The organism is Dyella sp., from assembly GCF_051954575.1.
Classification (GTDB): domain Bacteria; phylum Pseudomonadota; class Gammaproteobacteria; order Xanthomonadales; family Rhodanobacteraceae; genus Dyella_B.
Window position 1 is genome coordinate 1 of record NZ_JBQCHP010000026.1, and the last position, 24974, is coordinate 24974.

The following is a 24974-nucleotide window of genomic DNA, read 5'->3' on the forward strand; positions in this document are numbered from 1 at the left end:
ACTTAACCCCCCCACGGGTCTTTCCCCCAACACGGCCCCGCGGGTTTGGTGGGGGGGCGCTGGCCTTCTGGGCGTTCTTTAAACGCCGCGGGGCGCCGCCGGGGGGCCTTCTGCACGTCACCCCGTCATTTAAATTCAACATGTTGGGGCCGCACGGTATGCGCGCCTCGCGGCACCCCCGCGTCCCGACAGACAGCCAGTCTGCCTCCGCCACTGGAGCACAGCGCGCCGCGCATACCGTGCGGTGACGGGTACGTGGAATAGATCAGAGCATCCTTAAGGCAACACTGATCAAGTATCGCCGTCGTCATGATGTCTGGAAGGCTCGCAGGGTGCGTTGCGTGGCGCAGGGCAGACTGGCCGTCTGTTCATGCCGCGCGGCGCAGCCTGCGGGCCTTCTGGACGTCACCCCGTCATTTAAATTCAAAATGTTGGGGCCGCACTGTATGCGCGCCTCGCCGCGTCCCAGCGTCTCGACGATGCGCCAGTCTGCCTTCGCCACTGGAACACAGCGAGGCGCGCATACAGTGCGGTGACGGGTGCGCAGAATAGATCAGAGCATCCTAACGTTGGCGGGCTTATAGTCGGCCGGTCCCCAACCGCATGAGGCGAACCATGGCCGATTTCCGCACCGAGCACGACAGCATGGGCGATTTGAAAGTACCCGCGGATGCGCTCTATGGCGCACAGACCCAGCGCGCCATCGACAATTTCCCGATCTCCGGCCTGCATCTGCCGCGCGCCTTCATCCGCGCGCTGGGGCTGATCAAGGCCGCTGCCGCCGAGGCCAATCTCAAGCTTGGGTATCTGAAGAAAGGGCAGGCGGCCGCCATTCGCAAGGCGGCGCTGGCGGTGGCCGAGGGCCAGCACGACGACCAGTTCCCAATCGACGTGTTCCAGACCGGCTCGGGCACCAGCACCAACATGAATGCCAACGAGGTGATCGCGCACGTTGCCAGCAAAGCCGGCAGCAAGGTGCATCCGAACGATCATGTGAACTACGGGCAGAGTTCCAACGACGTGATCCCCACTGCCATCCACGTCAGCGCCACGCTGACCGCGCACGAGGAGTTGCTGCCGGCGCTGAAGCATCTCAAGCGCATCATCGACCGTCGCGCGCATGAATTGCGCAACGTACCCAAGACCGGGCGCACGCATCTGATGGACGCGATGCCGGTCACGTTCGGCCAGGAACTGTCGGGCTGGTCGGCGCAGGTCGAATCGGCCATCGAGCGCATCGGCGACAGCTTGAAGCGCATGCGGCAACTGCCACTGGGCGGCACTGCCGTCGGCACCGGCATCAACGCCGATCCGAAATTCGGCCCCGCGGTGGCGCGTGAACTGAAGGCGCTTGCGGACGTGCGTTTCGAATCGGCGGTCAATTATTTCGAAGGCATGGCCGCGCAGGACGCCGCGGTGGAACTCTCCGGCCAGCTCAAGGCCCTGGCCGTGGCCCTGATGAAAATTGCCAACGACCTGCGCTGGATGAATTCCGGCCCGTTGGCGGGATTGGGCGAAATCGAATTGCCGGCGCTGCAACCGGGCTCGTCGATCATGCCGGGCAAGGTCAACCCGGTGATTCCGGAAGCCACCGCGATGGTTGCCGCACAGGTGATCGGCAACGATGCGGCGATCACCGTCGCTGGCCAGTCCGGCAATTTCCAGCTCAACGTGATGCTGCCGTTGATCGCCTACAACCTGCTGCAGTCGATCCATATTCTCGCCAACGTATCGCGGCTGCTGGCGGACAAAGCGATCGCCGGCTTCCGCGTGAATGCCGAGCGCGTGAACCAGGCGTTGGCGATGAACCCGATCCTGGTCACCGCGTTGAATCCGGTGATCGGCTACGAGAAGGGCGCGGCGATCGCCAAGCAGGCGTACAAGGAAAAGCGCCCGATCATGGAGGTGGCGCTGGAGCAGTCAGGGCTTTCGAAGGAAGAGCTGAAGAAACTGTTGGACCCGCGTGCGCTGACCAAGGGCGGCATCCACGGCGGCGGTGGCGGAGGCTGACGTAGCTAGGTAGGTTGGGGCGCAAACCCCAACACCGCAATGCATGGGCATGGCGATGTTGGGGTTTGCACCCCAACCTACGTCAGTCGTCGTTATCCTTCCTGCAATCCTCGACGTCGTCGCTCCCGACCACATTCCCGTAAGGCTTGAACGCCGGCAACGTCGCGGCGAGTTGATCCTGGCTTTGCTTGACCTTGCCAACGTCGTCGCAGATCTTCAGCGCCGCTTCTTTCAGTGGCTTCACCTTGGCGTCGATGTCCTGCTGGATCTTGTCGGGATTGCCGCTGGCCAGTCGCGTCACCACGCTCTTGGCGGCTTCTTCGCCGACCGCGGCGCCTGCTTTGCCGGTGGCGATGCCGTCGGTCAGGATAGCCATCGCGTTGCCGTAATACCCCTTGAGCGCTTCGCGCTGTGCAGGATCGACGGTGATCGGATGCTGCGCAATGCGCAGGTCGCCGTTGGCGGTGATGACCGCATCCGGCGCATGACTCATGCGCACGGTCACATCGCCGTTGCCCAGATGGATGCTGCCGTTGGACAGGCCGCCGATGTTGCTGTTGATGACTGTGATGTGGCCGTCCGAATGATCGCCGCAGGCGGCAAGCAGGCAACACAATGCGGCGACACCTATCCAGGAATGACGCATGGCATGCCCCCTCAATCTTTCTCGCAGTCGGCGACGTATTTGCCAGTCATGATGTCGGCGTAGGGCTTGAACGCAGACAGCTGCGCGGCGAGCTGGTCCTGCACATTCCTGACGTTGGCCAGGTCCTGGCACATTTTCCGCGCGAGTGCCTTGATCTGGCCGGCGCCGGCCTCGGCGTGCTGGTCCTGTTCGGCTTTGGATTTGCCGTCGAAGCTATCCTTCAGCGCCTTGACGCCGATGCCGGCGCCGACCTTTCCCATTTCGGCGCCGGTCTGGTGCACGTCGTTGACGTTCTGGAAGTAGAGCATCAACAGGCCATGCTGCGCGGGCGTCACGGGCACGGTGGCGTCGCCGATCTGCAGGTTCCCGCTGGAGCCGACCAGTGCGTCGGGTGCGCCGTCAGCGTGCAAGGTCACGACGTTGTCCTTGAGCGTGATGCGACCGTTCGCCATGGCGGTGTCGGACACATCGCAGGCGCTGATGGCGGCGCACAATGCGAGCAGCGTGATCACCCGTGGATAATTCATGATGCATCGTCCCCTCTTGCGGATCATGTGGTTGGAAAGTATTGCGTGATGAATCAGTGTTTCCCGCAATCGTCGCTGCCGAAGATGTTTGCGTACGGCAAGAAGGCGGGCATCTGCGTTACAAGTTGATCCTGCACAGCCTTCAGGCTGGCTTCGTCCTGGCATGTGGAGTGCTTATTTCCGGATGGCTGCTGGCCGGGATCGAGCTTTCCATCATGCTCGGCCGTTTCTTTATTGGTTGCTTCTTCAGCCTTGCTCATGGCCGTGCTGCGTTCGCGGATGTCCTCCACGTGTTGGTAGTACAGCATCAGCAGACCCCGCTGCGGCGCCGTGACCGGCACTGCCTTGCCTTTGATGTTGAAGTCGCCCGCGGATGAGATCGAGGCGTCCGGCGTACCGCTGACATGCAAGGTCAGCTGATTGCCGATCATGATGATCTTGCCGTTCATGAAGTAGAAGTCCGGCATGCCACAGGCGGCGAGCGTTGCGCTCAAGGCCAACAGCATGATCATGCTTCGGTGTTTCATGAGGTATCCCCTTGCAAATCGTGCGATGGACGTGCAACCCGGCTTTTTCAGCTGTCGTCGCGCCAGCGGCGGAACCATACGGCGCCGGCGAGCATCGCGATACCTGCGGCGGCACCGATCCACACATCCGGCTTGGCCAGCACGGCGTAGGAGGCGGGCAGGCTGAGGAAGTGGTTGAAGCTCTCCGGGTTGTCGCTCAAGTGGTTGAAGGTACTGTCCCGCAACCAGCCGCCCGGGAACACGCTGAACAGCACGCGCGCCACGATTTCGCGCCAGTACCAGCTGCTCTTGAATCCGGCCGAGCCGAGCAGGTTGAACCAGCTGATCATCACGCCCAAGGCCACCGGAATCACCACCGCCCACAGGAACGGTTTGGCACGCGCCCAGGAAGAGCACAGCATCAGCCAGCCCACGGTCGGCAACGCCCACAGGAGATACAGCGGAATGCTGGCGATCAGGAAGCCGACCACCTGGAACGGATGGGCCAGCACCAGCAGCGACCACACGCCTACGCCGTGGAACGACAGCGCGATGGCGAACATCAGCAGCATGGCGATGCCGGTGAGCACGCCGCAGATCACCACCGCGATCGGCGCGATCAGCACGGCCGCGATGACCTTCGACAGCACGGTGGCCGAGTCGGAGATCGGCAGCGATTTCCAGAACAGGATGCTGCGGTCGCGCCGATCGTCGTACAGCGCACCAAGGCAGTAGAAAAACACCACGAAGGCGAACACCACGCTGATCAATCCGCTGGACGACAGCATCGCCAGATCGAGGGCGGACCCCACCTCCTGCAGTTGATGCGCATCCAGCGAATGGATCTTGGCGGCCAGATCCTGGCCTTCCAGCGGACCGAAATGGAAGCCGTTGCGGGAGCCGAACACTTCTCCGCCGATGATGCCCATCAGGTTCAACACCAGAAACACGATTCCCGTGATCACCGGCGCCCAGATAAAGCCGCCGCGATGCTCCCAGAACTCGCGTCTGATCAGCCAATAAAGCGTTTTCGCGTTCATGCGTAGGTCCCCTTCATGGTGGCGACGAACAAATCGCTGACCGAAGGCCGGCGGATTTCCCCCAAGGTCTTCAGCTGCGCCTGGTCGACGCCGTCGAACAGGAAGATGCTCTTGCCGAATACCTGGCGCTCGTCCAGCGGTTTCAACTGGCGTGCGGTGGCGGCCATGTCAGCGCTGACCATCACTTCGGCGAAGCGCTCGCCCATCGCTTCCATATCGGTATTGAGCACGATCCGCCCGTCGCGGATGAACATCAGATCGGTAAGGATGTGCTCGATCTCTTCCACCTGATGGGTGGTGACGATGATCGTCTTGTTCTCGTCGAAATAATCTTCCAGGAGGTTCTGGTAGAACTGTTTGCGATAGAGAATGTCCAGGCCCAGCGTGGGTTCGTCCAGCACCAAGAGCTTGGCGTCGATCGCCATCACCAGCGCCAGGTGCAACTGCACGATCATGCCCTTGGACATCTGCCGCACGCGCTGATTTGAAGTGAGCTTGGTGCGCGCCAGGAATGCTTCGCACTTGGCGCGGTTGAAGCGCGGGTGGATGTTGGCGACGAAGTCGATCGCCTCGTGCACGCGGATCCAGCGCGGCAATACTGCCACGTCGGCGATGAAGCACACTTCTTCCATCAGCTTGTCGCGCTGCGTGCGCGGATCCAGCCCCAGCACGTTGAGCTGTCCCTGGAAATCGGTCAGGCCCAGGATCGCCTTCAGCGCGGTGGTCTTGCCGGCGCCATTGGGGCCTATGAGGCCTACGATGCGGCCGGCCGGAATCTGGAAGTTCACGTTGTCCAGCGCAAGCGTGTTCTTGTAGCGCTTGCTCAGGCCATTGGCGGTGACGACCGCATTCATGGTTGATTCTCCGTATCGCCCGGCGCTTCGCGCAGCAGGGTTTTCAGGTCCAGCCCCAGGCGCTGCAAGCGTGCGTACAGCGCCGGCCATTCTTCGCGCAAGAAGCGCTCGCGTTCGGATTTGAGCAGCGCCTCGCGCGCTCCGTCGGTGACGAACATGCCCAACCCCCTCCTTTTTTCTACCAGTTGGTCGTCGACCAGTTCCTGGTACGCCTTGGAAACGGTGAGCGGATTGATCTGGAAATCCGCTGCAACCTGGCGTACTGACGGCAGCGGGTCGCCCTCGTTCAAGGCGCCGTCCAGGATCATCGCCACTACGCGTTCGCGTAGCTGGCGATAGATCGGGACGCTGTCGTTCCAGGTAATGGCCATGGAGTTATTCCTTGCTGATGCGTGCGAGCTTGGTCGAGCCAAACGAATAGTAGGGCATGGTCAGCTGCGCCCCGAGCAAGCTCGCGCCGCTTTCGGCGCGCGTGGCCAACGGCGAATTGGCGATCGTCAGGCTGGCCGTGGTCAGCATGGCGGCGGCGCGCTGGTCTTCGGCGCTGGGACGTACCACCACGCCCGGCAGGCTGATGACCTTCATGCCGTTGATTTCGGTGGCGGGGGCCTTGTGGGTGGTGGGGCTCAGGGCGATCAGGCTGACCGTGGTGAACAGAACCGCGGCGGTGATGGCGATCGGGTTCGGCGCTTTCATGTCGGCTCTCCTTTAGTGATGTCGTGGACCGGTGTTGTAGTGAACTATAACACCATCTTTCGAACCGTCAAGGACGGCTTGCTATGACTGATGGCCTAGGGGCGGGGAGGGTTGGTTTTCAGCAGTCCTTTGGCCGGGAAAAGCATGCGCGGCGGACCGCCGGCAGGACAGCGGACGACGTCAGGCCATGCGGTTGACAGCCGTCACCCTGGGGCCTGGGAGTGTCAGTCGCGCTAAACTCGCCGATTCCTTCGAGGAGACCCGACACATGTGGTACTGCATCACCGGCACGGATCACCCTGAATCGCTGGAACGCCGCATGGCCGCCCGCCCAGCCCACTTGGCGCGCCTGCAGCAACTGCAAGCGGAAGGACGGCTACTGCTGGCGGGGCCGTTTCCCGCGATCGATGCCCAACAGCCCGGCCTGGCTGGTTTTACCGGCAGCCTGATCGTGGCGGAATTCTCTTCGCTGGCCGAGGCCGAGCGATGGGCCGGGGCCGACCCCTATGTCGATGCTGGCGTGTACGCCAACGTAAGCGTCAAACCGTTCCTCAAGGCGCTGCCGGCATGAGCGCAGCGATGGTCGAGGAAATCCGCCGCCGCCTGGCCGAGGCGCTGCAGCCGGTCGAGCTGGAGGTGGTGGACGAAGGCTACAAGCACGTCGGCCACGCCAACGAGGGCAAGGGACACTTTCACGTGCGCGTGGTGAGCGCGGCCTTCGCCGGCCAGTTGCCGATCAAGCGGCACCGGCTGGTGTACGCGGCGCTGGGCGAGCTGATGGACCAGGGCATCCACGCGCTGTCGATCGACGCCAAGGCGCCGGAATGAATCGGATCAAGCGCTTGCATCGCACTTTTCGCCTTGCCTGATCGTTCCTTATGCATTGCGGCGCTGTCCCGCGTTTGGCACAGTGACCCGTCGCCCGCGCCAGCGGGCCATCACCTTCGAGCATCTGAATCTGCATGCGCCTAACCACGATCAAACTCGCCGGATTCAAGTCCTTCGTCGACCCGACCACGCTGCACCTGCCCACCAACATGACCGGCGTGGTGGGGCCCAACGGTTGCGGCAAGTCCAACATCATCGACGCCATCCGCTGGGTGATGGGCGAAAGCGCGGCCAGCCGCCTGCGCGGCGATTCGCTCACTGACGTGATCTTCTCCGGATCCAGCGCGCGCAAGCCGGTGGGGCAGGCGAGCGTGGAACTGATTTTCGACAACTCCGATGGCACCATCCAGGGCGAATACGGGCAGTACGCAGAAATCTCGGTGAAGCGCCAGGTGACGCGCGACGGGCAGTCCTCGTACTTCCTCAACGGCGCGCGCTGCCGTCGGCGTGATATCACCGATCTGTTCCTCGGCACCGGCTTGGGGCCGCGCAGCTACTCGATCATCGAGCAGGGCATGATCAGCCAGATCATCGAAGCGCATCCGGAAGAACTGCGCATGCATCTGGAGGAAGCGGCCGGTATTTCCAAATACAAGGAACGCCGCAAGGAAACCGAAAGCCGCATCAAGGCCACGCGCGAAAACCTCGACCGCGTGCGCGACGTGCGCGACGAAGTGGACAAGCAGCTCGAACACTTGAACCGCCAGGCTCGTGCTGCCGAACGCTGGAAAGCTTACAAGGAAGAACAGACGCGCAAGGAAGCCGAACTGCGCGCACTCGAATACCGTGGCCTGAAAAGTCAGCACGACGGTCAGGGACAGGGCCTGTCCGCCGCTGAGATCGAGATCGAAAAGCGTCTGGCCGAGCAGCGCCAGATCGAATCGCAGATCGAAACCGCGCGCGAACGCCACGTCGAAGCCAGCGAGCATTTGAACGAAGTGCAGGCCGACGTCTACAAGGTCGGCGCCGAGATCGCGCGCGTCGAACAACAGGTGCGCCACAACCGGGAAACCGCCGATCGCCTGCAGCGCGCGCAACAGGACGCTGAGCGCGAGCATGCGGAACTGGCCGAGCACATCGCCACCGACCGCGAGCAGATCGAAACCCTGCGCATGGCGCTGGCCGAAGGCGAGCCGAAGCTGGAAGCCCTGCAGCAGATGCAGGACGAAACCGCCGATACGCAGCGCGAAACCGAAACCAAGCTGGCCGACTGGCAGCAACGCTGGGACACTTACACGCGCACCGCCGGCGAAGCCAGCCGCGCCGCCGAAGTGGAGCGCACCAAGCTGGCCTATCTCGACCGCCAGGCGGTGGACCTGTCCAAGCGCAAAGACGCACTGGAAGCCGAGCAGAAAGCCACTGACGTCGATGCACTCGACGCTGCGGCCGAGCAGCTGCATAACGAACACGACACGCAGCGCGAGCGCGTCGAATCGCTCGGCGGCATGCTCGACCAGCACAAGTTGGCGTACGAAAAAGTGCTCGACGACGAGCGCCAGGTACAAAGCACGCTCAACGATGCGCGTCAGCAATTGCAGACCGCGCGCGGCCGCTTGGCTTCGCTCGAAGCGCTGCAGCACGCCGCGCTCGGCCAGGAAGAAAGCGCGGCCAGCACGTGGCTGGCGCAGTTCGGCCTGGACAAGAATCGCCGCCTCGGCGAAATGCTGCAGGTGGAAGCCGGCTGGGAAACCGCGGTGGAAACCGTGCTGGCCGGTTTCATCGATAGCGTGCTGGTTGACGGTGCACACGATCTGGCCAAGGAATTTCCGGGCCTGAGCAACGCCAACGTGGCGCTGCTGGATGCAGCCGAAGGCGGCGCGGCCACCGCCGGCACGCTGGCGGCGCACGTGCGCGGGCCGGCGGCCGCCATCACCATGCTGGGGCACGTGCTGGTCGCCGAAGACATCGACGATGCACATCGCCGCGTTTCCGGCTTGTCCGCGCTGGCGCCGTATCAATCGGTGATCACGCGCAGCGGCGAATGGCTTGGTCCGGGTTGGGCCAGCGTGCGTCGCGCGCAGGGCAACCAGCTTGGCGTGCTGGCGCGCGAACGCGAAATCCGCACGCTCACCGAGCAGGTCGAGGCGTTGGAAGCGCGCATCGAGGAAGCCACCGCGCGCCTGGACGACTTGCGCACCAGCAAGTTCGAAGCCGAACGCGCGCGCGACGACGCACAGCGCGAGCTGTACAACGCGCATCGCCGCCAATCGGAACTGGCCGGCCAGCTGCAAAGCCACCGCGGCAAGGTGGAAACTGCGCGTGCGCGCGCCGAAAAGGTGGCCGGCGAGCTGTCGGTACTGCTCGAGCAGATGGAAGAACTGCAGACGCAGACGCGCGAAGCACGCGCGCGCCTGGACGAATCCGTCAACAACATGGGCGATCTGGAAGACCAGCGCCGCGAACTGGAAAATGAACGCCGCGCCTTACTCGAAGCGCGCGAAGAAGCACGCATGAACGCGCGCGAAGCCGCCGACCAGGCGCACGCGCTGGCGCTGAGCCTGGAATCGAAACGCTCTTCGCTCGCCTCGCTGGAACAGGCGCTGGCGCGCATGGAAAACCAGATCCGCCAGATCGAAGCGCGTCGCAGCGAAATCGCCGAACAGCTCGCCGCCGGTTCCGACCCGATTGCCGAACTGGAAGCCGAGCGCCAGACCTATCTCGACCAGCGCCTGCTGGTGGATCGCCAATTGGTGGAAGCACGCCGCGCGCTGGAAGATTGCGACATCGAGATGCGCAAGCTCGAACAGCAGCGGCATAACCTGGAGCAGGAACTGTCCGGCCTGCGCGAAAAGCTGTCGGAACAGAAACTAGCCGCGCAGGCGCTGCAGATGCGTGCCGAGCAGTTGGCCGAAGCGATCGCCGCATCAGGCCTCGATCTGGAAACCTTGCTTGGCGAACTGGCCGAAAATGTCGACGCCGCGCAATGGCGCCAGCAACTGGCCGACCTTGGCCAGAAAATCGCGCGCCTGGAGCCGGTCAACCTTGCTGCGATCCAGGAGCACGCCGAGCAGAGCGAACGCAAGACGTATCTGGACAACCAGCTCACCGACCTCACCAGCGCGATGGAAACGCTGGAAAACGCGATCAAGAAAATCGACCGCGAAACGCGCCAGCGCTTCAAGGAAACTTTCGACCGCGTCAACGCCGGCGTGCAGGAGCTGTTCCCGCGCCTGTTCGGTGGCGGCCATGCGTACCTGGAACTCACCGGCGACGACCTGCTCAGCACCGGCGTGTCGATCATGGCGCGCCCACCGGGCAAGCGCGTGTCCAACATCACGCTGTTGTCGGGCGGCGAGAAGGCGCTCACGGCGGTATCGCTGGTGTTCGCGATCTTCGCGCTCAATCCAGCGCCGTTCTGCCTGCTGGACGAGGTGGACGCGCCGCTGGATGAAGCGAACGTCGGCCGCTTCTCCAACATGGTGCGCGAGATGAGCGAGAAGGTGCAGTTCATCTTCGTCTCGCACAACAAGGCCACCATGGAAGCAGCCAGCCAGCTTTGCGGCGTTACCATGCGCGAGCCGGGCGTGTCGCGCCTGGTGCAGGTCGATCTTGCCGAGGCCACCAAACTGGCTGGCGCCGCCTGAGGTAGAGGATTTACGTCATGTCATACGAATTGGCTGTTGCATGGAACCCCTGGGTCGGCATTCCGTTGGCCATCGTCGGCGTGATCGTGCTGCTTCTGGTCTGGTTGTTCGGCGAGCCCAGAAAAGAGCAGGGCAAACGGCGCGTGGCGCCGGAACCGAACCTGGAACGGCGCGAGCCCACGCTGGGCGATTCGATCGAAGAGAACGACGCGTTCGGCGGCGACGAGCGCATCGACCCGTTGTTCCGCGAGCCGGAGCCGCAGCAGGGCGAGCTCGACGTCAACCTGCGCACGGAACTGGAAAAGCTCGGCGCCGCGCTGGCCAACCAGCGGCACGAAACAGTGACGATGCCCAAGCCCACCGGGCAATCCGCCTCGATCGTGGAAATGCTGCGCTCGCCCTCGCAGCCAGATGTCACTCGTACCGCACCGGTGGAACCTGCACCGCTCGCGCCGCCGTCGCCGGTCGTGGCAACTGCTCCGGCACCTGCCGCCGCACCGGCGCCGCGTATCCCGCCGCGCTCGGATCTGGGCAAGCGTCCCACGCAGGTTCCGGTGGAGCGCATCGTGAGCTTGTTCGTGATGGCGCGCGAAGGCCAGGTGTTCAACGGCGCGGACCTGATCGTCGCGGCCGAAAAAGCTGGCCTGGAATACGGCGACATGGGCATCTATCACCGCCTGGTGGACGGCAAGCGCGAAGCCGGCCCGATCTTCAGCGTGGCCAATATGGTCAAGCCCGGCAGCTTCGACCTCACCCGGCTGGATGCGCTGCGCACGCCGGGCTTGAGTTTCTTCATGACGCTGCCCGGCCCGGTCACCGCGCTGGATGCATGGGATGCCATGCTGCCCACCGCGCAGCGCCTGGCCGAGCTGCTCGACGGCCAGGTGCTGGATGAAGAACGCAACGCGCTGGGTCGCCAGCGCATCGCCCATATCCGTGACGAATTGCGCGGCTGGGATCGCGATCACGACGGCGGCGAGATCCGTTTCGGCCGTTGACCGTCGTCACGCACGTACATGCCGGTGTTGGGGTTTGCACCCTGACGTATTCCCACGTTTTTGCTCGATGATTTCAATAAAATCAGCGTGCTATACACCTTGCAGATGATCTTCCAGATTACTGGGCCGTCATTCCCGCGAAAGCGGGAATCCATCCTTGCTTTTGCATCAGAGCAGATGGATTCCCGCTTTCGCGGGAATGACGGCATTTCGGGCACATATGCACCAAACGAAAAAACGTGGGGATATATCAGGGTCTGCACCCCAACCTACAAACATAGATCAGGCAGCCTTGGTTACCACCGAGCCGATGCTGTCGCGCGCCGAGGCAATCGCTTTCACCTTGTGCTCGGCGCCAATGCTCACGCCCTCGGCACGGATGAACTGGACGTCGGTGATGCCGATGAAGCCCAGCACCGCGCGCAGGTAGTTTTCCTGGAAATCCAGACCCGCGGCCGGGCCGCTGCTGTACACGCCGCCGCGGCTGGAGGCCACGATCACACGCTTGCCGGTAGCCAGGCCTTGCGGACCGTTCTCGGTATAGCGGAAGGTCTGGCCCGCGATCACCACGCGGTCGATCCACGCCTTGAGCTGGCTGGGAATGGAGAAGTTGTACATCGGCGCGCCGATCACGATGACATCGGCCGCCTTGAACTCATCCAGCACGTCCTGGCCCAGCTGGGCGGCGGGGCTCTCGGCGTCCTGCACCGGGGTCCAATGGGGCAGGGGTTGTGCGGTGAGGTCGCGGTAGGTGATTTCCAGCGAGGAGACGTCGCGGGCGAGCTGGTCGACGATCGCGGCGCTCAGTTCGCGCGAAACGGAATGCTGGCCCAGGGAGCTTGCGTCAAGATGCAAGAGTTTCATGGTTCTATCTCGGTTCCAGGTCGGGCAGGCCGACGTTGGAATTAAAGATAGATTCCGAACAAACGGACGATAAGATAGGGCTTTCGGAACTTATCGTTCCCACAAGGAAACAACGATGAACGCCTTGCCAGGGGCCATGCAGGACCTGAACGATCTGTATTTCTTCGCCGCCGTAGTGGAACACGGAGGCTTTTCAGCTGCCGGACGCTCCCTGGGAGTGCCCAAGTCGCGGCTGAGCAAGCGCATCGCCCAACTGGAGGACCGGCTTGGCGTGCGGCTGCTGCAACGGACCACGCGGCGCTTCGTGGTCACCGAAGTCGGCGAGCGCTTTTATGGCCATTGCCGCGCCGTGCTGGAAGAAGCGCGTGCGGCGCAGGAAGCGGTGGACGAACTGCGTGCCGAACCGCGCGGCATCGTGCGGCTGAGCTGCCCCATTTCGATCGCGCAAACGGTGCTGGCCTACATCCTGCCGGAGTTCATGGTGAAGTACCCGAAGCTGCAGGTGCGGGTGCTGTCGAACAATCGGCGCGTGGACCTGATCGGCGAGGGCTACGACCTGGCCATCCGCGTGCGCACCAAGCTCGACACCGATTCGAACATGATCATCCGCAGCATCGGGCAGGAACGCGTGCTGCCGGTGGCCAGCCCGAACTTGCTGAAAGTGCATGGTCATCCGAAACGTCCCGAAGACCTTGCGCGCATGCCGGCGCTGTCGATGCAGGAGCACGAAGGCACGCAAGTGTGGGAGCTGAGCGACGCGCACGGCGAGCGCGTCAGCGTGGAGGTGCAGGCGCGTCTTATCACCGGTGATTTCGCCGTGTTGCTGGAAGCTGCGCGCGCCGGGATCGGCGTCGCCTTGTTGCCCGAATCGGTATGTGCGCCGGCCATCATACGTGGCGACCTGGAAATTCTGTTGCCGGAGTGGAGCGCGCCGCAGGGCATCTTGCATTTCATCTATCCGAGCCGGCGCGGCATGATGCCGGGCGTGCGCGCATTGGTGGATTTTCTTGCAGAGCGCCTGCCGGAAGCGGCGCGCATCAGTCACGAAAACTGCAAGGGCCGTCAGCTGAGAGATATCGATCCGCAAAAACAGCCTTCCGCCTGAGCCGTGGTAGTCTTCGCGTTTAGCCATCCATACTGCTGCCCATGACTGTCGAAACCAAGCTTCCGAAAGTAGGCACCACCATCTTCAGCGTGATGAGTCACCTCGCCGTGCAGCACAAGGCGGTGAATCTTGGCCAGGGCTTCCCCGATTTCGAGCCACCGCAGCCGCTGCAGGATGCACTGAGCCGCGCCATGGCCCAGGGGCTCAACCAATATGCACCTGGCATCGGCACGCAAGCGTTGCGCGAGCAGATCGCGCTGAAGACCGGGCGGCTCTATGGGCACAAGGTAAGTCCCGATAGCGATGTCACCGTCACCTCCGGCGCCACCGAAGCGCTGTTCGCAGCCATCGCGGCCGTGGTGCGCGCGGGCGATGAAGTGATCGTGTTCGATCCCGCTTACGATTCCTACGAGCCGGCGATCGAATTGCAAGGCGCGCGCGCGGTGCATATTCCGCTTACCGTGCCGACTTTTTCGATCGACTGGCAGCGCGTGCGCGATGCGATCACGCCGCATACGCGCATGATCCTGATCAACAGCCCGCACAATCCTTCCGGCGCGGTGCTTTCGGCGCAGGACCTGGACGAACTGGCCGCAATCGTGCGCGATACGCCGATCGTGGTGCTGTCCGACGAAGTGTATGAGCACATCGTTTATGACGGCGCTGCACACGAAAGCGTGCTGCGCCATCCGGAACTGGCCGCGCGCAGCATCGTGGTTTCCAGCTTCGGCAAAACGTATCACTGCACCGGCTGGAAGGTCGGCTACGCGGTGGCGCCGGCGAAGCTTTCTGCGGAATTTCGCAAGGTGCATCAGTACCTCACGTTCTGCACCTTCCACCCGGCGCAAGTGGCGTTTGCCGAATTCCTGGCGAGCACGCCGCAGCATTACCTGGAACTGCCGGCGTTCTATCAGGCCAAGCGCGATCGTTTCCGCCAGCTGCTGGCGCCTTCTCGGCTGAAACTGCTGGATGTGCCCGGCGGTTATTTTCAGCTGGTCGATTACTCGGCCATCCGCAGCCAGGGCGACGTCGCCTTTTGCGAATGGCTGGTGAAAGAGGGCGGCGTAGCCGCCATTCCGCTCACGCCATTCTACGAAAAGGCGCCGGGCACGCATCTGGTGCGCCTGTGCTTCGCCAAGAGCGATGCCACCATGGACGCCGCTGCGGAGCGCCTATGCAAACTCTGAACGTCACCCTCGTGCAGGGCGCCACGCGCTGGCACGATGCGCCGGCCAATCGCGAGTATTACGGCGCGCTGGCACGAAGCGTGGCCGGGCGCAGCGACCTGATCGTGCTGCCGGAAACCTTGCTTTCCGGTTTCAGCAACGACACGCGCGTCAGCGCCGAAGACATGGATGGCGAAGGCGTGGCCTGGATGCGCGCGCTGGCGGGCGAGGTGAATGCCGTCGTCACCGGCAGCCTGGCCATTCGCGAGGGCGACAAGGTCTACAACCGGCTGATCTGGGCGCGGCCGGACGGCAGCTACGCGCAGTACGACAAACGCCATCTGTTTCGCATGGCCGGCGAGCACACGCGCTATGGCGGCGGTTCGCAGCGGCTCATCGTGGAGCTGAAAGGCTGGCGCATCCTGCCGCAGGTTTGCTACGACCTGCGTTTTCCAGTGTGGCTGCGCAATCGCCGCCTCGAGTCGGCCGCCGGCGGCATGGAGTACGACCTGGCGTTGTTCGTCGCCAACTGGCCGGCGCCGCGCAGGCAGCCGTGGCGCACGCTGTTGCGGGCGCGCGCCATCGAAAACCTCGCCTATGTGGTGGGCGTGAACCGCGTCGGCGTGGACGGCAACGAGCTTCCCTATGCTGGCGACAGCGCGGTGATCGATCCGGTGGGCGAGCCCTTGGTTGAACTTGGCACGCAGGAGCAGGTGGTGACGGTCGCGATCGATCCGGCGCCGCTGCTGCAGCATCGCGAGCGTTTTCCCGCCTGGATGGATGCCGACACGTTCACGCTCGACATCGAATGAGCGCCAAAGGGCATCGGCAGGGTAAACGCCGTTTCAAAAAAACTTCACACAGAGTATTGACGGCTGCGCCCTCAACCTGAATAATTCCGCTTCTTGCTTCGGCGCCTTTGCAGTTTGAAGGCGGCCACGGCCAAGAAAGGTTTTACCACGCGCCCGTAGCTCAGTTGGATAGAGTACCAGGCTACGAACTTGGTGGTCGGGAGTTCGAATCTCTCCGGGCGCGCCATATTTGCAAGGCATGATGTTGGTTCAAGTCGTGTCTTTTGCAGGCAGAACACCGTCTGCAAAAACCGGACAAAGAAGTCCGGCGTGTTCGATACGGATTGACGGGCCAGAGTGTCACCCGTAGCATTTCAAAGCTCAGGTCGCGAAAACCGATCTGGTTTCGAAAAACGGGGTATAGCTCAGCCTGGTAGAGCGCCAGCTTTGGGAGCTGGATGTCGTGGGTTCGAATCCCTCTGCCCCGACCAGCAGGTGTTCTGCTTTTAGTCAAAGCGCCTGTAGCTCAACCGGATAGAGCATCGGCCTTCTAAGCCGACGGTTGCAGGTTCGATTCCTGTCGGGCGCGCCAGCTTCGTGATTACGGTGGGCGTAGCTCAGTTGGTTAGAGTACCGGATTGTGATTCCGGTTGTCGTGGGTTCGAGTCCCATCGTCCACCCCAATTCAAGCAGTTCTGGGCCGTTAGCTCAGCTGGTAGAGCAGTTGACTCTTAATCAATTGGTCGTAGGTTCGAATCCTACACGGCCCACCAGCTCAACGAGGCACTCAGGTTTCCTGGGTGCCTTTTTCTTTGCGCGCATCGAAAGCGTCGTCCGTACCGTGATGCTGCTGCAGAACGCTTGCGCTTTTGTTTAATCGCTCAACCCGCATAGCGAATTTGAGCGTTGCACTGCGATGGCGAGGGACAAGCTGGTCGACGGATGCTAAATAGCCTGCTTCGGCCCGCTCGCGCCTGGCGATGCGGGAACTGTCAGTGCCAACGCCAAAGGGGATGCCATGCGCGCGTCCAACATCGCATTGCTGGGTCTTGTCTGTTCTTTTGCCACGTTTGCCGGCATCGTGCATGCGACGCCGATCGCCACGCTTGATCGGCACGGCGCATGGGTGAGCGTGGAGGCCTATGGCCCGAACGTCATTCACGTCACGATTGCCGCGGACAAAGCCGAGGCGTTGAAGGGACCGGGTTACGGCATCCTCGCCGACCACGTAGACAATTCGGCCTTCCATGAAAGCGCGGATCGCAACGGCGATATTTTTGTCTCGCCGGCGTTGACCCTGCACGTGGATCCGGTACCGCCGCCACATACGCCGGGAACGACGGAGCGGTACTTCGCGCCGGATCTGGCGCCGGTCAGCCTGCAGGTCAAAAACGCCAAGGGCGAAACCATCGTCAACATGACCGGTTGGGACATGGCGCCGCATGAGGTGGCCGGCGAGTCCACCTATCAGGTCGGCGCGACGTTCACGGCACCCGCCGACGAACACTATTACGGCATGGGCCAGAACCAGGACAGTCTTGGCGCGCTCGATCTGCGCGGTCGCGTCATCGACTGCAAGCATTGGTACGACGCCCCGTCCGGTGAAACCGTCTGCGTGCCTTTCATGGTTTCGTCCAAGGGCTACGGCATCATCTGGGACAACCCGTCCGACACGCATTTCGTGGCCGGCATTCGTGGCCGCACCACGTTTCAGTCGAACGTCGGCGAACGCGTCAGCTTCTTCGTCATCACCGGCGACAATCCCGAGCAGATCTATTCCGCTTACGCACGCGTTACCGGCAACACGCCGATTCCGCCCAAGGCCGCCTTTGGATTGATCCAGTCCAAGGCACGCTATGCCAGCCAGGCGGAGGTGTTGAACGTCGCCCACACGTATCGCCAAAAGGGCTATCCGCTCGATGTCATGGTGGTGGACTGGTTCTACTGGACACGCATGGGTCAGCTGGACATCAATCCGGCAGAGTTTCCCGATCCCGATGGCATGAACAAGCAGCTTCATGCGATGGGCTTGAAATCGATCATCTCGATCTGGCCGCGCTTCGAAAGATCCAGCCGCTATTTCGGCGAACTCGACGCCAAGGGTTATTTCCTGAAGGACAAGAACGGCAAGACGGTCGACGGATTGCCGTTCCGTTCGGATCGCGCCGGCGCACTGATCGATTCGACCAATCCTGCGGCACGCAAGTGGTATTGGGAGCACGCGCGCGACAACATCCTTTCGCACGGCTTCGACTATCCATGGCTGGATGAAACCGAGCCGGATCTGGTGCCGGACGGATTCTTCTATTCGATCGGTTCGGGCGATCGCTATCACAACGTCTATCCGCTGCTGCACGTCGAAGGCTTTGCGCAGGGCATGCGTGCATGGAAGCCCAACACGCGCGTGCTGATTCTGTCTCGTGCGGCCTATCTGGGATCGCAGCGTACCGGTGCGCTGTTCTGGTCGTCGGATATCGATCCGAGCTGGGAAGCGCTGCAAAGGCAGATTCCCACCGGCCTCAACATGGTCGCTTCGGGCATCGCCTACTGGGGCAACGACATCGGCGGTTGGCAATATCTGCCGCAGACGACCAGCGCGACCAAGCCGCCGTTGCTCGATCCGTCGGATGCGCGTGACGTTGTCGGCCAGAACAACGATTATCCGGAACTGCTTACGCGCTGGTTCGAATACGGCACCTTCTTGCCGACCCTGCGCCTGCATGGCGATCGCAAGCACACGGAAATCTGGGCCTTCGGCCACCAGGCCGAGGCGATCATGGCCAAGTACGACAAGCTGCGCTATCAGCTGATTCCCTATATCTACAGCCAGGCCAAGATCACGCATGACACCGGCGCACCCTTCATGCGGCCGCTATGGATGGATTTCCCGAACGATCCGAACGTCGCCAACCTGGGCACGCAATACATGTTCGGCCCCGCATTCCTGGTCGCGCCGGTCACCGCACAGGGCCAGACGGAAAAAGACGTCTATTTGCCGGCTGGCAGCGACTGGTACAACTTCTGGACCAACGAAAAGCTGGCGGGCGGGCGCTGGGTGAAAGTGTCGGCGCCGATCGACCAGATTCCGGTGTTCGTGCGCGCCGGCTCGATCGTGCCGCTGGGTTCGGCCATCGAGTCGACCGCGTCGAAGCAGTCGGTGGCCGAGATCCGCGTTTATCCCGGCAAGGACAGCGATTTTGCGCTCTACGACGACGACGGCACGTCGTACGACTATGAAACCGGCAAGAGCACGCTCACCAAGCTGCATTGGGACGATGCGGCCGGCGCCCTGCGTGTCAGTGGTGGCGACAAAGCGCTTGCCGGCAAGGCGAAGGGCCTTATCAAAGTGATCGGCAAGTAACGGCGCGTAAGGCCAGGCAGCGTATGCCTGGCCTTTACGACAACCTGGTTTCAAGCAGCAAGGGCGAGGGCAGGGTGCATGCCGGGTGCATGCGGTTGAGGCTGTAGATCGCGCCGGCCAATCCTGTCATCAGTCCGGGCGTGAACGCGTCGCGCGCCATGCCGCCGACGATGCCGCCGTGCTCTTCGATCGCCGAAACGACGCGCGCGGCGGGATGGATCGCCTCCAGCGCGCAACCTTCGGGATCCCACTGCGCGGCGCGCACCAGCCATTCCCACAGCGAAAAATCGCCGTGGCACAGCGTGTGGCTGGAACCCCATTTGTCCCGCCCGGCAGCGACCGCGCGACGCAGCGTGTGCAGGTATTTCGGATCGCCGCTGCGCGCGTAGAGATCGCCGGCGGCCATGCCGATACCCACGCTGCCGTAGCACCAGTTGTGGAAGCTTTCGCGGCGCACGCCTTGCTGCGTGACGAACCAGTTGCCGACGGTTTCGTCGTACTGCTCGCACTGCAGATGGAAACCCTTGCCGGCGATGTCGTGCCATCGCGCCCGCTCGGTGGCGTTGCCCGCGCCGGTCAATAGCAGCCGCGACAGCGACCAGGCGATCCCCATGGAGCCGTGCGCGAATCCACCGATCGGATCTGGCGTGCGCATGGTGGGCCAGTACGCGGTGGAGCCTTCGATCACGGCCGTCGCTGCAAGCCGGTTCGCTGCGCGCGCGGCCAAGTCAAGCCAGCGCTGATCGCCGGTGGCGTGCGCCAGGCCGAGCAGTGGCGGAATCGCGCCGGATGCGCCGCCGAGTATGTCGTACGCCTTGTCGCTCTCGAAGCCCAAGCGCGCCAAGGCCTCGGCAAAATGGATGGCACGCTCCAGGTATTCGGCGTTTTGCTGCAGATCGTGCAAGCTCAGCCATGTCCATATCTGCGCGCCATAGCCGGTGAATCCGCCAGACAGTTCCTGCTGTTCGTCCACCTCCATGGCGCGCAGTACCTGCAGGGCGCCGTTCAAGGTTTCTTCGATACCCATCACGGCGTCGGCGCGGCCTTGCGCGGTTTCGTGCATATAGCCAGCCAACGCCACCACTACCCCGCCCAGGCCGAAATACAGATCCGTCGCCAACGGCTGCACCTGCCAGCCCGCGCGATTCACCTCCGGCGTGATCCAGGTGATCGAGCCATCCTTGCCATGCACCGAAAGGCGCAACAGGCGCTCGACCGCTTCGGTCGCCAGTTTGCGTCGACGTTGATCGAGCTGATCCGCGTGGGGATGGCGGGCGGCATAGTGACGCGCGGCGCGATCATCTTGCGGTTCGTCGTCGGAAAGATTGAGGTGCGTGGCGACGAGCGCACTGCGTACCGTCAGTTCTTCCAGTTCCAAGCGCATGGCGCGCCAATCGGCTACGGCATCGTCAATGCGCGCGCGCGTCAACGGCGCGGCGAAGATCGGCACGTCGCCGTAGCGCAGATCATCGATCTCCGAAGCGATTTCCGCCTGCGTCGATGGCGCCTGCGGCATCACCGCGGCATTGCGCGCCAGCAAATCGCGCGCGCGTTCGATCGCCTTGGCTTCGTCGTGCAACGATGCCGGATGCCACAGCATGCGGCCGATTTCCACATAGGCCTGCGTGGCACGGCGAATGTCACGCGCCTGGCAGCCTTCGAAACCAGCAAGCAACTGCAGCAGTTCACCCCGCGCATCCCGTGCCCGGAAACGCGCGGTGACGTCAAGAAAGCCCTCGCTGATGTGGTTCCAATATTTGGATACGTCCGGATCAGGACTGGGATGGTTCTGTGCGCGCTGCACATCCACGTTGATGACTTCCAGTCGCGCTTCGGTGGTGCCTTCCTGCGCGATGACCGGCACGTGCACTTGCGGCTGTTGCCCGGGCAGTGCGCCGGCGGCGGACATGTCGACGCCGAAAAAGCCCAGCGCCGGGGCGCGATAAGGCACGATGCCGGTACGCAGTACGGAGTTGCGGATCAGTTCGGACGCCACGTCGAACGCGTCGCCATAAGGCGAGGGTTCGGTCTTGGGCATCATGCAGAACAGGCTTTCGACGTCGATCACCACCGGCACCGGTCCGCAGGCGATCAGGTTCTCCTGGTGGATGTCGGTGCCGCCAAGCAGCCGCAGCACCGCCAGCCAACGCCCCAGGTTGCGATAGAACGTGCGCAGCTGCGCTTCATCACTGCAATAACGCTGCGCGACGAATGCGGCCCAACCGTAGTCGCCGCAGTCCAACACGGCGGGCACGCGGATGCGGTCAGCATCATCGCCAAAAATTCGCGCCAGGAATGTTTCCAGCACACAGTCGATGCGCAGCGAGCGAGGTTTGTAGATGACCTCGCCATGTTCGAGTGTCAGCCGGGCCACGGATTGTCCGCCACCATGCAGATCGCCCTGGCCAAGGTGGAGTGCAACGAGCTGTCCAGCAGGCTGCCCGGGCAACTCAGAAAGCCGTGGGCGATCGGCAATGAAACGCGCCACCAGTGCTTCGATCGCGCTGCGTTGCGCATGGAGCGCGCGCGAGAGGCGCGCATGCAGGCCGCAATAGCGTTGATTGAGATGGTCCAGAAATACGGGCTGCAAGGCGTGCTCAACGAATTGCGCAAAGCACGCCGCTTCGTCGGCTGCGGTCAATTCACCGGCGCGCTTGGCGGCATGCATTTCCAACAGCAGCACACGATTGAGCTTGAGGCTGGCGTTGGTGTTGAGTGCCTCATCGCAGGCGTCGCGGATCAACTGTGCCTCATCGGCCGCCAACGCCGGCGCGAGTTCGGCCAGGCGTGCGGCGAACATGGCGCGGGCCGGTGCGGTAAAGCCCAGGATGACGGGCGCAAAGGAATCAGGAGCGTTCGTTTCGGTAACCGTCGACACAGGCAGGTTCCTTGCCGTGGCTGTGGAAGAGCCGCGTGCGCTAAAGAATGGATCGAGATGCCAACGCGCAGCGCATGGCACGAACGCTGCGCGTTGGCCGTTCAGATCAACAGCAGAAGCAGGCTTGCGCGCAAATCTTGCCGCTGTACGAGCACGTGGTGGCGCCCGAGATGAGCACCTTGCCGATACCCGGATCGGTCAGCGCCGCTTCGGTCGCGGCGGTACCTTCGATGTAGAGCGGGCCTGCGGGATTGTCCAGGCCTTCTTCGCCACTCAGCCAACCCGAAACGACTTCATCAATCTGTTGCATAACCATCTCCTTTGCGAAGCAAGAGTTAGAAACAGTGAAGGCGTGGATGTCGGTAGCCACATGTTGACGCGGCCCCGAATCCGAGCCGTTCAGTACGTTGACACACATGGACACACGGTCTGCCGGCGGATGAAAGCCACTGTCAGTCAAGCGGTTGCCGGCAAACCGGGACTACGTTGCGCCGGGGCCGATCGCGGTGTCAATCGCCGGTATGTGATGAGCGTAGAGGTATGCGCGGCTGGTCGTGGCGAGATTGTTTTGCATTGCAGCAATAGCCACAAATGCAGGTCCCATGCGCTTGTGCTGGGCCGTCGCCAAACCGTAAAATGCGTCTCTTTGGCGCAGGGTAGCCATCGCCCCAGGTCGCGGCAGGGCAGGCATTCGACGGTCTTGGTGACCCAAGAAAGTCGTTGGGAATCCGCAGCTTAATCCGGCGAACGATGCGAAAGTGGCGGAATTGGTAGACGCACTGGATTTAGGTTCCAGCGGGTAACCCCGTAAGGGTTCGAGTCCCTTCTTTCGCACCATCGGACCTTGCGTTTTATTTGCAGGCGGCCGTGCCGCCGCGGCGCCGTCACGGGCCATTACAGGACATTCCAGGAGACGTCATGCAGTTCTCGGTTGAAAACGTCGGCAAGCTCGAGCGCAAGCTCACGGTCAAATTCCCGGCCGAGCGCTTCGAATCGCAGGTCAGCGCGCGCATCGCCGAGATGAGCCGCACGGTTCGCCTGAAGGGTTTCCGCCCGGGCAAGGTGCCGGCCAACGTGATCCAGCAGCGCTTCGGCGCGCAGGTGCGTGGCGAAGTGCTCTCGGACCTGATCAGCAGCACGCTGCGCGAAGCCTTCGAGAAGGAAAACCTGCGTCCCGTCGCCAACCCGGCCATCGACACCACCGGCCAGCCGGAAAATGGCGAAATCGCCTACACGGCCACGTTCGAAGTGATGCCGGAGTTTCCCGAGATCGATGTCGCCGCGCTGGAAATCGCCCGCCCGGTCGCCGAAGTCACCGACGCGGACGTCGAGAAGATGATCGAAACGCTGCGCCAGCAGCGCCGCAGCTTTCATGACGTCGAGCGACCCTCTGTCGAGGGCGATTTCGTGATGTTCGAATACGACGCTGTCGCCGGCGACTACCGTTTCCCGGCCGAAGGCCAGGAACGCGCCGGCAGCGTGCTCGGTTCGGGCACCCTGTTCAAGGCGCTGGACGGCGCGCTCACCGGCCGCAAGGCGAGCGAATCGTTCGAGAGCGAGATCGAATTCCCGGCCGACTTCCGCAACGAGCAACTCGCCGGCAAGACCGCCAAGGTGAACTTCCATATCGTGAAGGTGCAGGAGCCGCGCCTGCCGGAAGTGGACGCCGAGTTCATCACCCTGTTCGGCATCGACGATGGCGATATGGACCACTTCCGCAAGGAAGTGCGCGCCAACCTGGAGCGCGAGCTCAAGGCCGCCCTGATGGGCCGCCTGAAGTCCCAGGTAGCCGAGAAGCTGGCCCAGAAGCACAGTGACCTGGAAGTGCCGAACATGATGGTGCAGGGCGAAGCACGCAACCTGGCGGCTGGCAGTGTGCCGCGCGGCCAGCAGCCCCCGCCGCAGCTGGTCGACGCCGCCATGCCGGCCGCGCGCCTGCGCGTCATCGCCGGCCTCCTGATGGGCGAGCTCGCCCGCAAGAACGAGCTCAAGCTGGACCGTACCCGCCTGGCCGAGCAGCTCGCGGCGATCGCCTCGACCTATGAGGAGCCGGAGAAGGTCATTGAACTCTACAACGGCGATCCCCAATTGATGTCCGGACTGCAGAACCGCGTCATGGAAGATCAGGTAGCCGAGTGGGTGGCCGAGCACGCCAATAGCACCGTGCAGAACCTGAGCTTCGACGAAGTCATGCGTCCGGTCGGCGCCTGAGACGATTCGATCAGGCCCGGCGCACCCGTCAACGCGCGAGGTTCGATTCATCTTCGAACGTAGGCTCCGCGAATCGAGCATGCAAAACATGCCCGATTCGCGGCGGGTTTTCGTCGACTTTGCTAGCGGAGGGATTTCCCGACCTGCTAGTCTGGCTCGAACATACGAATCGTCATTAGTCCCACATCCGGAGAGCCGCACGCATGGCCATGGACCCGATCCAGAACCTCAACCTGGTGCCGATCGTCGTCGAGCAGACCGCTCGCGGCGAGCGTTCGTATGACATCTACTCGCGCCTGCTGAAGGAACGCGTGATCTTCCTGGTCGGCGAAGTGAACGACCAGGTGGCCAACCTGCTGGTGGCGCAGATGCTGTTCCTTGAATCGGAAAATCCCGACAAGGACATCCATCTCTACATCAACAGCCCCGGCGGCGCCGTCACCGCGGGTTTGGCGATCTACGACACCATGCAGTTCATCAAGCCCGACGTCAGCACCATGTGCGTCGGCCAGGCCTGCAGCGCCGCATCGCTGCTGCTGATGGCCGGCGCCAAGGGCAAGCGCTATTCGCTGCCCAATTCGCGCGTGATGATCCATCAGCCTTCGGGCGGCGCGCGCGGCCAGGCCACCGACATCGAGATCCAGGCTCAGGAAATCCTGTACCTGCGTCGCCGCCTGAACGACATCTACGTCCATCACACCGGTCAGTCGCTCGATAGGATCGAACGTGATATGGAACGCGATCGTTTCATGAGCGCCGAACAAGCCAGGGATTACGGCCTGATCGACGCCGTTCTGGACCGCCGCGCCGTCGAAACCGTCAAGTCGGCCTGATTTCAGCCGATTCACC

General features: G+C 62.9%; 21 protein-coding genes and 6 tRNA genes. 17 read left to right on the top strand and 10 right to left on the bottom strand.

The window, feature by feature from the left end; all coding sequences use genetic code 11:
* Nucleotides 1-615 precede the first annotated feature (615 nt).
* Complete coding sequence (locus ACTHNE_RS02990; RefSeq protein ID WP_324942366.1) at nucleotides 616-2010, top strand: class II fumarate hydratase; 1395 nt, start codon at nucleotides 616-618, stop codon at nucleotides 2008-2010.
* A gap of 82 nt (nucleotides 2011-2092) precedes the next feature.
* On the opposite strand, the gene ACTHNE_RS02995 is transcribed toward ACTHNE_RS02990, so the two are convergent.
* From ACTHNE_RS02995 to ACTHNE_RS03025, 7 genes are all read right to left on the bottom strand, one after another.
* A complete protein-coding gene (locus tag ACTHNE_RS02995) occupies nucleotides 2093-2656 on the bottom strand; it encodes a hypothetical protein (RefSeq protein ID WP_440268538.1) in 564 nt (187 codons plus the stop codon).
* 11 nt (nucleotides 2657-2667) lie between these two features.
* Entirely contained in the window at nucleotides 2668-3183 is a 516-nt protein-coding gene (locus tag ACTHNE_RS03000; protein WP_440268539.1) for a hypothetical protein, read from the bottom strand.
* A 53-nt stretch (nucleotides 3184-3236) separates the two neighbouring features.
* Complete coding sequence (locus tag ACTHNE_RS03005; protein WP_440268540.1) at nucleotides 3237-3695, bottom strand: hypothetical protein; 459 nt, start codon at nucleotides 3693-3695, stop codon at nucleotides 3237-3239.
* A 62-nt stretch (nucleotides 3696-3757) separates the two neighbouring features.
* Nucleotides 3758-4729 (bottom strand): ABC-2 transporter permease, encoded by a 972-nt coding sequence (locus ACTHNE_RS03010; protein WP_440268541.1) that lies wholly within the window; start codon nucleotides 4727-4729, stop codon nucleotides 3758-3760.
* The gene (locus ACTHNE_RS03015) at nucleotides 4726-5583 is read right to left on the bottom strand and encodes an ABC transporter ATP-binding protein (RefSeq protein ID WP_324942352.1); all 858 of its coding nucleotides are present in this window, start codon (nucleotides 5581-5583) and stop codon (nucleotides 4726-4728) included. Before ACTHNE_RS03015 ends, ACTHNE_RS03010 begins: the two co-directional genes overlap by 4 nt.
* Complete coding sequence (locus ACTHNE_RS03020; RefSeq protein ID WP_324942349.1) at nucleotides 5580-5954, bottom strand: GntR family transcriptional regulator; 375 nt, start codon at nucleotides 5952-5954, stop codon at nucleotides 5580-5582. The genes ACTHNE_RS03015 and ACTHNE_RS03020 overlap by 4 nt, the downstream gene beginning before the upstream one ends.
* A 4-nt stretch (nucleotides 5955-5958) precedes the next feature.
* Nucleotides 5959-6279 carry a hypothetical protein gene (locus ACTHNE_RS03025; protein ID WP_324942346.1) on the bottom strand — a complete coding sequence of 107 codons (321 nt, stop codon included), beginning with the start codon at nucleotides 6277-6279 and terminating at the stop codon, nucleotides 5959-5961.
* Nucleotides 6280-6547: 268 nt separating this feature from the next.
* Here ACTHNE_RS03025 and ACTHNE_RS03030 point away from each other — a divergent pair, with 268 nt between their 5' ends.
* From ACTHNE_RS03030 to zipA, 4 genes are all read left to right on the top strand, one after another.
* Nucleotides 6548-6850: a YciI family protein gene (locus ACTHNE_RS03030; protein WP_324942343.1), complete on the top strand. Its 303-nt coding sequence runs from the start codon at nucleotides 6548-6550 to the stop codon at nucleotides 6848-6850.
* Nucleotides 6847-7107 carry a BolA family protein gene (locus ACTHNE_RS03035; protein ID WP_324942341.1) on the top strand — a complete coding sequence of 87 codons (261 nt, stop codon included), beginning with the start codon at nucleotides 6847-6849 and terminating at the stop codon, nucleotides 7105-7107. Before ACTHNE_RS03030 ends, ACTHNE_RS03035 begins: the two co-directional genes overlap by 4 nt.
* Nucleotides 7108-7241: 134 nt before the next feature.
* Nucleotides 7242-10751: a chromosome segregation protein SMC gene (smc, locus tag ACTHNE_RS03040; RefSeq protein ID WP_324942338.1), complete on the top strand. Its 3510-nt coding sequence runs from the start codon at nucleotides 7242-7244 to the stop codon at nucleotides 10749-10751.
* Nucleotides 10752-10768: 17 nt separating this feature from the next.
* A complete protein-coding gene (gene zipA / locus ACTHNE_RS03045; RefSeq protein ID WP_440268542.1) occupies nucleotides 10769-11749 on the top strand; it encodes a cell division protein ZipA in 981 nt (326 codons plus the stop codon).
* Between the two features lie 282 nt (nucleotides 11750-12031).
* Here the strand turns inward: zipA and ACTHNE_RS03050 are convergent, their stop codons facing one another.
* Nucleotides 12032-12613, bottom strand: a complete 582-nt coding sequence (locus tag ACTHNE_RS03050) for an FMN-dependent NADH-azoreductase (protein ID WP_324942332.1) — start codon at nucleotides 12611-12613, stop codon at nucleotides 12032-12034.
* 115 nt (nucleotides 12614-12728) lie between these two features.
* Between ACTHNE_RS03050 and ACTHNE_RS03055 the strand changes: the two genes are divergently transcribed.
* The 9 genes from ACTHNE_RS03055 to ACTHNE_RS03095 all read left to right on the top strand — a co-directional run bounded on the left by ACTHNE_RS03055 (nucleotide 12729) and on the right by ACTHNE_RS03095 (nucleotide 19036).
* Complete coding sequence (locus ACTHNE_RS03055; RefSeq protein WP_324942329.1) at nucleotides 12729-13718, top strand: LysR substrate-binding domain-containing protein; 990 nt, start codon at nucleotides 12729-12731, stop codon at nucleotides 13716-13718.
* 41 nt (nucleotides 13719-13759) lie between these two features.
* Nucleotides 13760-14905: a pyridoxal phosphate-dependent aminotransferase gene (locus ACTHNE_RS03060; RefSeq protein WP_324942327.1), complete on the top strand. Its 1146-nt coding sequence runs from the start codon at nucleotides 13760-13762 to the stop codon at nucleotides 14903-14905.
* Nucleotides 14893-15696 carry an amidohydrolase gene (locus tag ACTHNE_RS03065; RefSeq protein ID WP_324942324.1) on the top strand — a complete coding sequence of 268 codons (804 nt, stop codon included), beginning with the start codon at nucleotides 14893-14895 and terminating at the stop codon, nucleotides 15694-15696. The genes ACTHNE_RS03060 and ACTHNE_RS03065 overlap by 13 nt, the downstream gene beginning before the upstream one ends.
* A gap of 149 nt (nucleotides 15697-15845) precedes the next feature.
* Nucleotides 15846-15922 (top strand) — tRNA-Arg (locus ACTHNE_RS03070).
* A 167-nt stretch (nucleotides 15923-16089) separates the two neighbouring features.
* Nucleotides 16090-16166: transfer RNA gene (locus tag ACTHNE_RS03075), tRNA-Pro, on the top strand.
* Between the two features lie 24 nt (nucleotides 16167-16190).
* Nucleotides 16191-16267: transfer RNA gene (locus ACTHNE_RS03080), tRNA-Arg, on the top strand.
* 14 nt (nucleotides 16268-16281) lie between these two features.
* Nucleotides 16282-16358, top strand: a tRNA-His gene (locus ACTHNE_RS03085).
* Between the two features lie 14 nt (nucleotides 16359-16372).
* A tRNA-Lys gene (locus tag ACTHNE_RS03090) sits at nucleotides 16373-16448 on the top strand.
* Between the two features lie 245 nt (nucleotides 16449-16693).
* Nucleotides 16694-19036 carry a glycoside hydrolase family 31 protein gene (locus ACTHNE_RS03095; protein ID WP_440268543.1) on the top strand — a complete coding sequence of 781 codons (2343 nt, stop codon included), beginning with the start codon at nucleotides 16694-16696 and terminating at the stop codon, nucleotides 19034-19036.
* 34 nt (nucleotides 19037-19070) lie between these two features.
* Here ACTHNE_RS03095 and ACTHNE_RS03100 read toward each other — a convergent pair whose 3' ends face one another.
* Both ACTHNE_RS03100 and ACTHNE_RS03105 read right to left on the bottom strand, forming a co-directional pair.
* Nucleotides 19071-21914 carry a type 2 lanthipeptide synthetase LanM family protein gene (locus ACTHNE_RS03100; protein WP_440268544.1) on the bottom strand — a complete coding sequence of 948 codons (2844 nt, stop codon included), beginning with the start codon at nucleotides 21912-21914 and terminating at the stop codon, nucleotides 19071-19073.
* 106 nt (nucleotides 21915-22020) lie between these two features.
* The gene (locus ACTHNE_RS03105; RefSeq protein WP_324937063.1) at nucleotides 22021-22224 is read right to left on the bottom strand and encodes a DUF6229 family protein; all 204 of its coding nucleotides are present in this window, start codon (nucleotides 22222-22224) and stop codon (nucleotides 22021-22023) included.
* A 442-nt stretch (nucleotides 22225-22666) separates the two neighbouring features.
* Here ACTHNE_RS03105 and ACTHNE_RS03110 point away from each other — a divergent pair.
* The 3 genes from ACTHNE_RS03110 (at nucleotide 22667) to clpP (ending at nucleotide 24958) form a co-directional block, all read left to right on the top strand.
* A tRNA-Leu gene (locus ACTHNE_RS03110) sits at nucleotides 22667-22751 on the top strand.
* 81 nt (nucleotides 22752-22832) lie between these two features.
* On the top strand, nucleotides 22833-24125 hold the full coding sequence (tig, locus tag ACTHNE_RS03115; protein WP_324937065.1) for a trigger factor: 1293 nt from the start codon (nucleotides 22833-22835) through the stop codon (nucleotides 24123-24125).
* A 203-nt stretch (nucleotides 24126-24328) separates the two neighbouring features.
* Nucleotides 24329-24958, top strand: coding sequence for an ATP-dependent Clp endopeptidase proteolytic subunit ClpP (gene clpP / locus ACTHNE_RS03120; RefSeq protein ID WP_324937067.1), 630 nt, complete (start codon nucleotides 24329-24331; stop codon nucleotides 24956-24958).
* The last annotated feature ends 16 nt before the right edge of the window (nucleotides 24959-24974 follow it).

What these genes read in the sequence shown, in the direction of transcription:
- ACTHNE_RS02990 (WP_324942366.1), top strand. Translation starts at nt 616, where the DNA reads ATGGCCGATTTCCGCACCGAGCACGACAGCATGGGCGATTTGAAAGTA.
- ACTHNE_RS02995 (WP_440268538.1), bottom strand. Translation starts at nt 2,656, where the DNA reads ATGCGTCATTCCTGGATAGGTGTCGCCGCATTGTGTTGCCTGCTTGCC.
- ACTHNE_RS03000 (WP_440268539.1), bottom strand. Translation starts at nt 3,183, where the DNA reads ATGAATTATCCACGGGTGATCACGCTGCTCGCATTGTGCGCCGCCATC.
- ACTHNE_RS03005 (WP_440268540.1), bottom strand. Translation starts at nt 3,695, where the DNA reads ATGATCATGCTGTTGGCCTTGAGCGCAACGCTCGCCGCCTGTGGCATG.
- ACTHNE_RS03010 (WP_440268541.1), bottom strand. Translation starts at nt 4,729, where the DNA reads ATGAACGCGAAAACGCTTTATTGGCTGATCAGACGCGAGTTCTGGGAG.
- ACTHNE_RS03015 (WP_324942352.1), bottom strand. Translation starts at nt 5,583, where the DNA reads ATGAATGCGGTCGTCACCGCCAATGGCCTGAGCAAGCGCTACAAGAAC.
- ACTHNE_RS03020 (WP_324942349.1), bottom strand. Translation starts at nt 5,954, where the DNA reads ATGGCCATTACCTGGAACGACAGCGTCCCGATCTATCGCCAGCTACGC.
- ACTHNE_RS03025 (WP_324942346.1), bottom strand. Translation starts at nt 6,279, where the DNA reads ATGAAAGCGCCGAACCCGATCGCCATCACCGCCGCGGTTCTGTTCACC.
- ACTHNE_RS03030 (WP_324942343.1), top strand. Translation starts at nt 6,548, where the DNA reads ATGTGGTACTGCATCACCGGCACGGATCACCCTGAATCGCTGGAACGC.
- ACTHNE_RS03035 (WP_324942341.1), top strand. Translation starts at nt 6,847, where the DNA reads ATGAGCGCAGCGATGGTCGAGGAAATCCGCCGCCGCCTGGCCGAGGCG.
- smc (WP_324942338.1), top strand. Translation starts at nt 7,242, where the DNA reads ATGCGCCTAACCACGATCAAACTCGCCGGATTCAAGTCCTTCGTCGAC.
- zipA (WP_440268542.1), top strand. Translation starts at nt 10,769, where the DNA reads ATGTCATACGAATTGGCTGTTGCATGGAACCCCTGGGTCGGCATTCCG.
- ACTHNE_RS03050 (WP_324942332.1), bottom strand. Translation starts at nt 12,613, where the DNA reads ATGAAACTCTTGCATCTTGACGCAAGCTCCCTGGGCCAGCATTCCGTT.
- ACTHNE_RS03055 (WP_324942329.1), top strand. Translation starts at nt 12,729, where the DNA reads ATGAACGCCTTGCCAGGGGCCATGCAGGACCTGAACGATCTGTATTTC.
- ACTHNE_RS03060 (WP_324942327.1), top strand. Translation starts at nt 13,760, where the DNA reads ATGACTGTCGAAACCAAGCTTCCGAAAGTAGGCACCACCATCTTCAGC.
- ACTHNE_RS03065 (WP_324942324.1), top strand. Translation starts at nt 14,893, where the DNA reads ATGCAAACTCTGAACGTCACCCTCGTGCAGGGCGCCACGCGCTGGCAC.
- ACTHNE_RS03095 (WP_440268543.1), top strand. Translation starts at nt 16,694, where the DNA reads ATGCGCGCGTCCAACATCGCATTGCTGGGTCTTGTCTGTTCTTTTGCC.
- ACTHNE_RS03105 (WP_324937063.1), bottom strand. Translation starts at nt 22,224, where the DNA reads ATGCAACAGATTGATGAAGTCGTTTCGGGTTGGCTGAGTGGCGAAGAA.
- tig (WP_324937065.1), top strand. Translation starts at nt 22,833, where the DNA reads ATGCAGTTCTCGGTTGAAAACGTCGGCAAGCTCGAGCGCAAGCTCACG.
- clpP (WP_324937067.1), top strand. Translation starts at nt 24,329, where the DNA reads ATGGCCATGGACCCGATCCAGAACCTCAACCTGGTGCCGATCGTCGTC.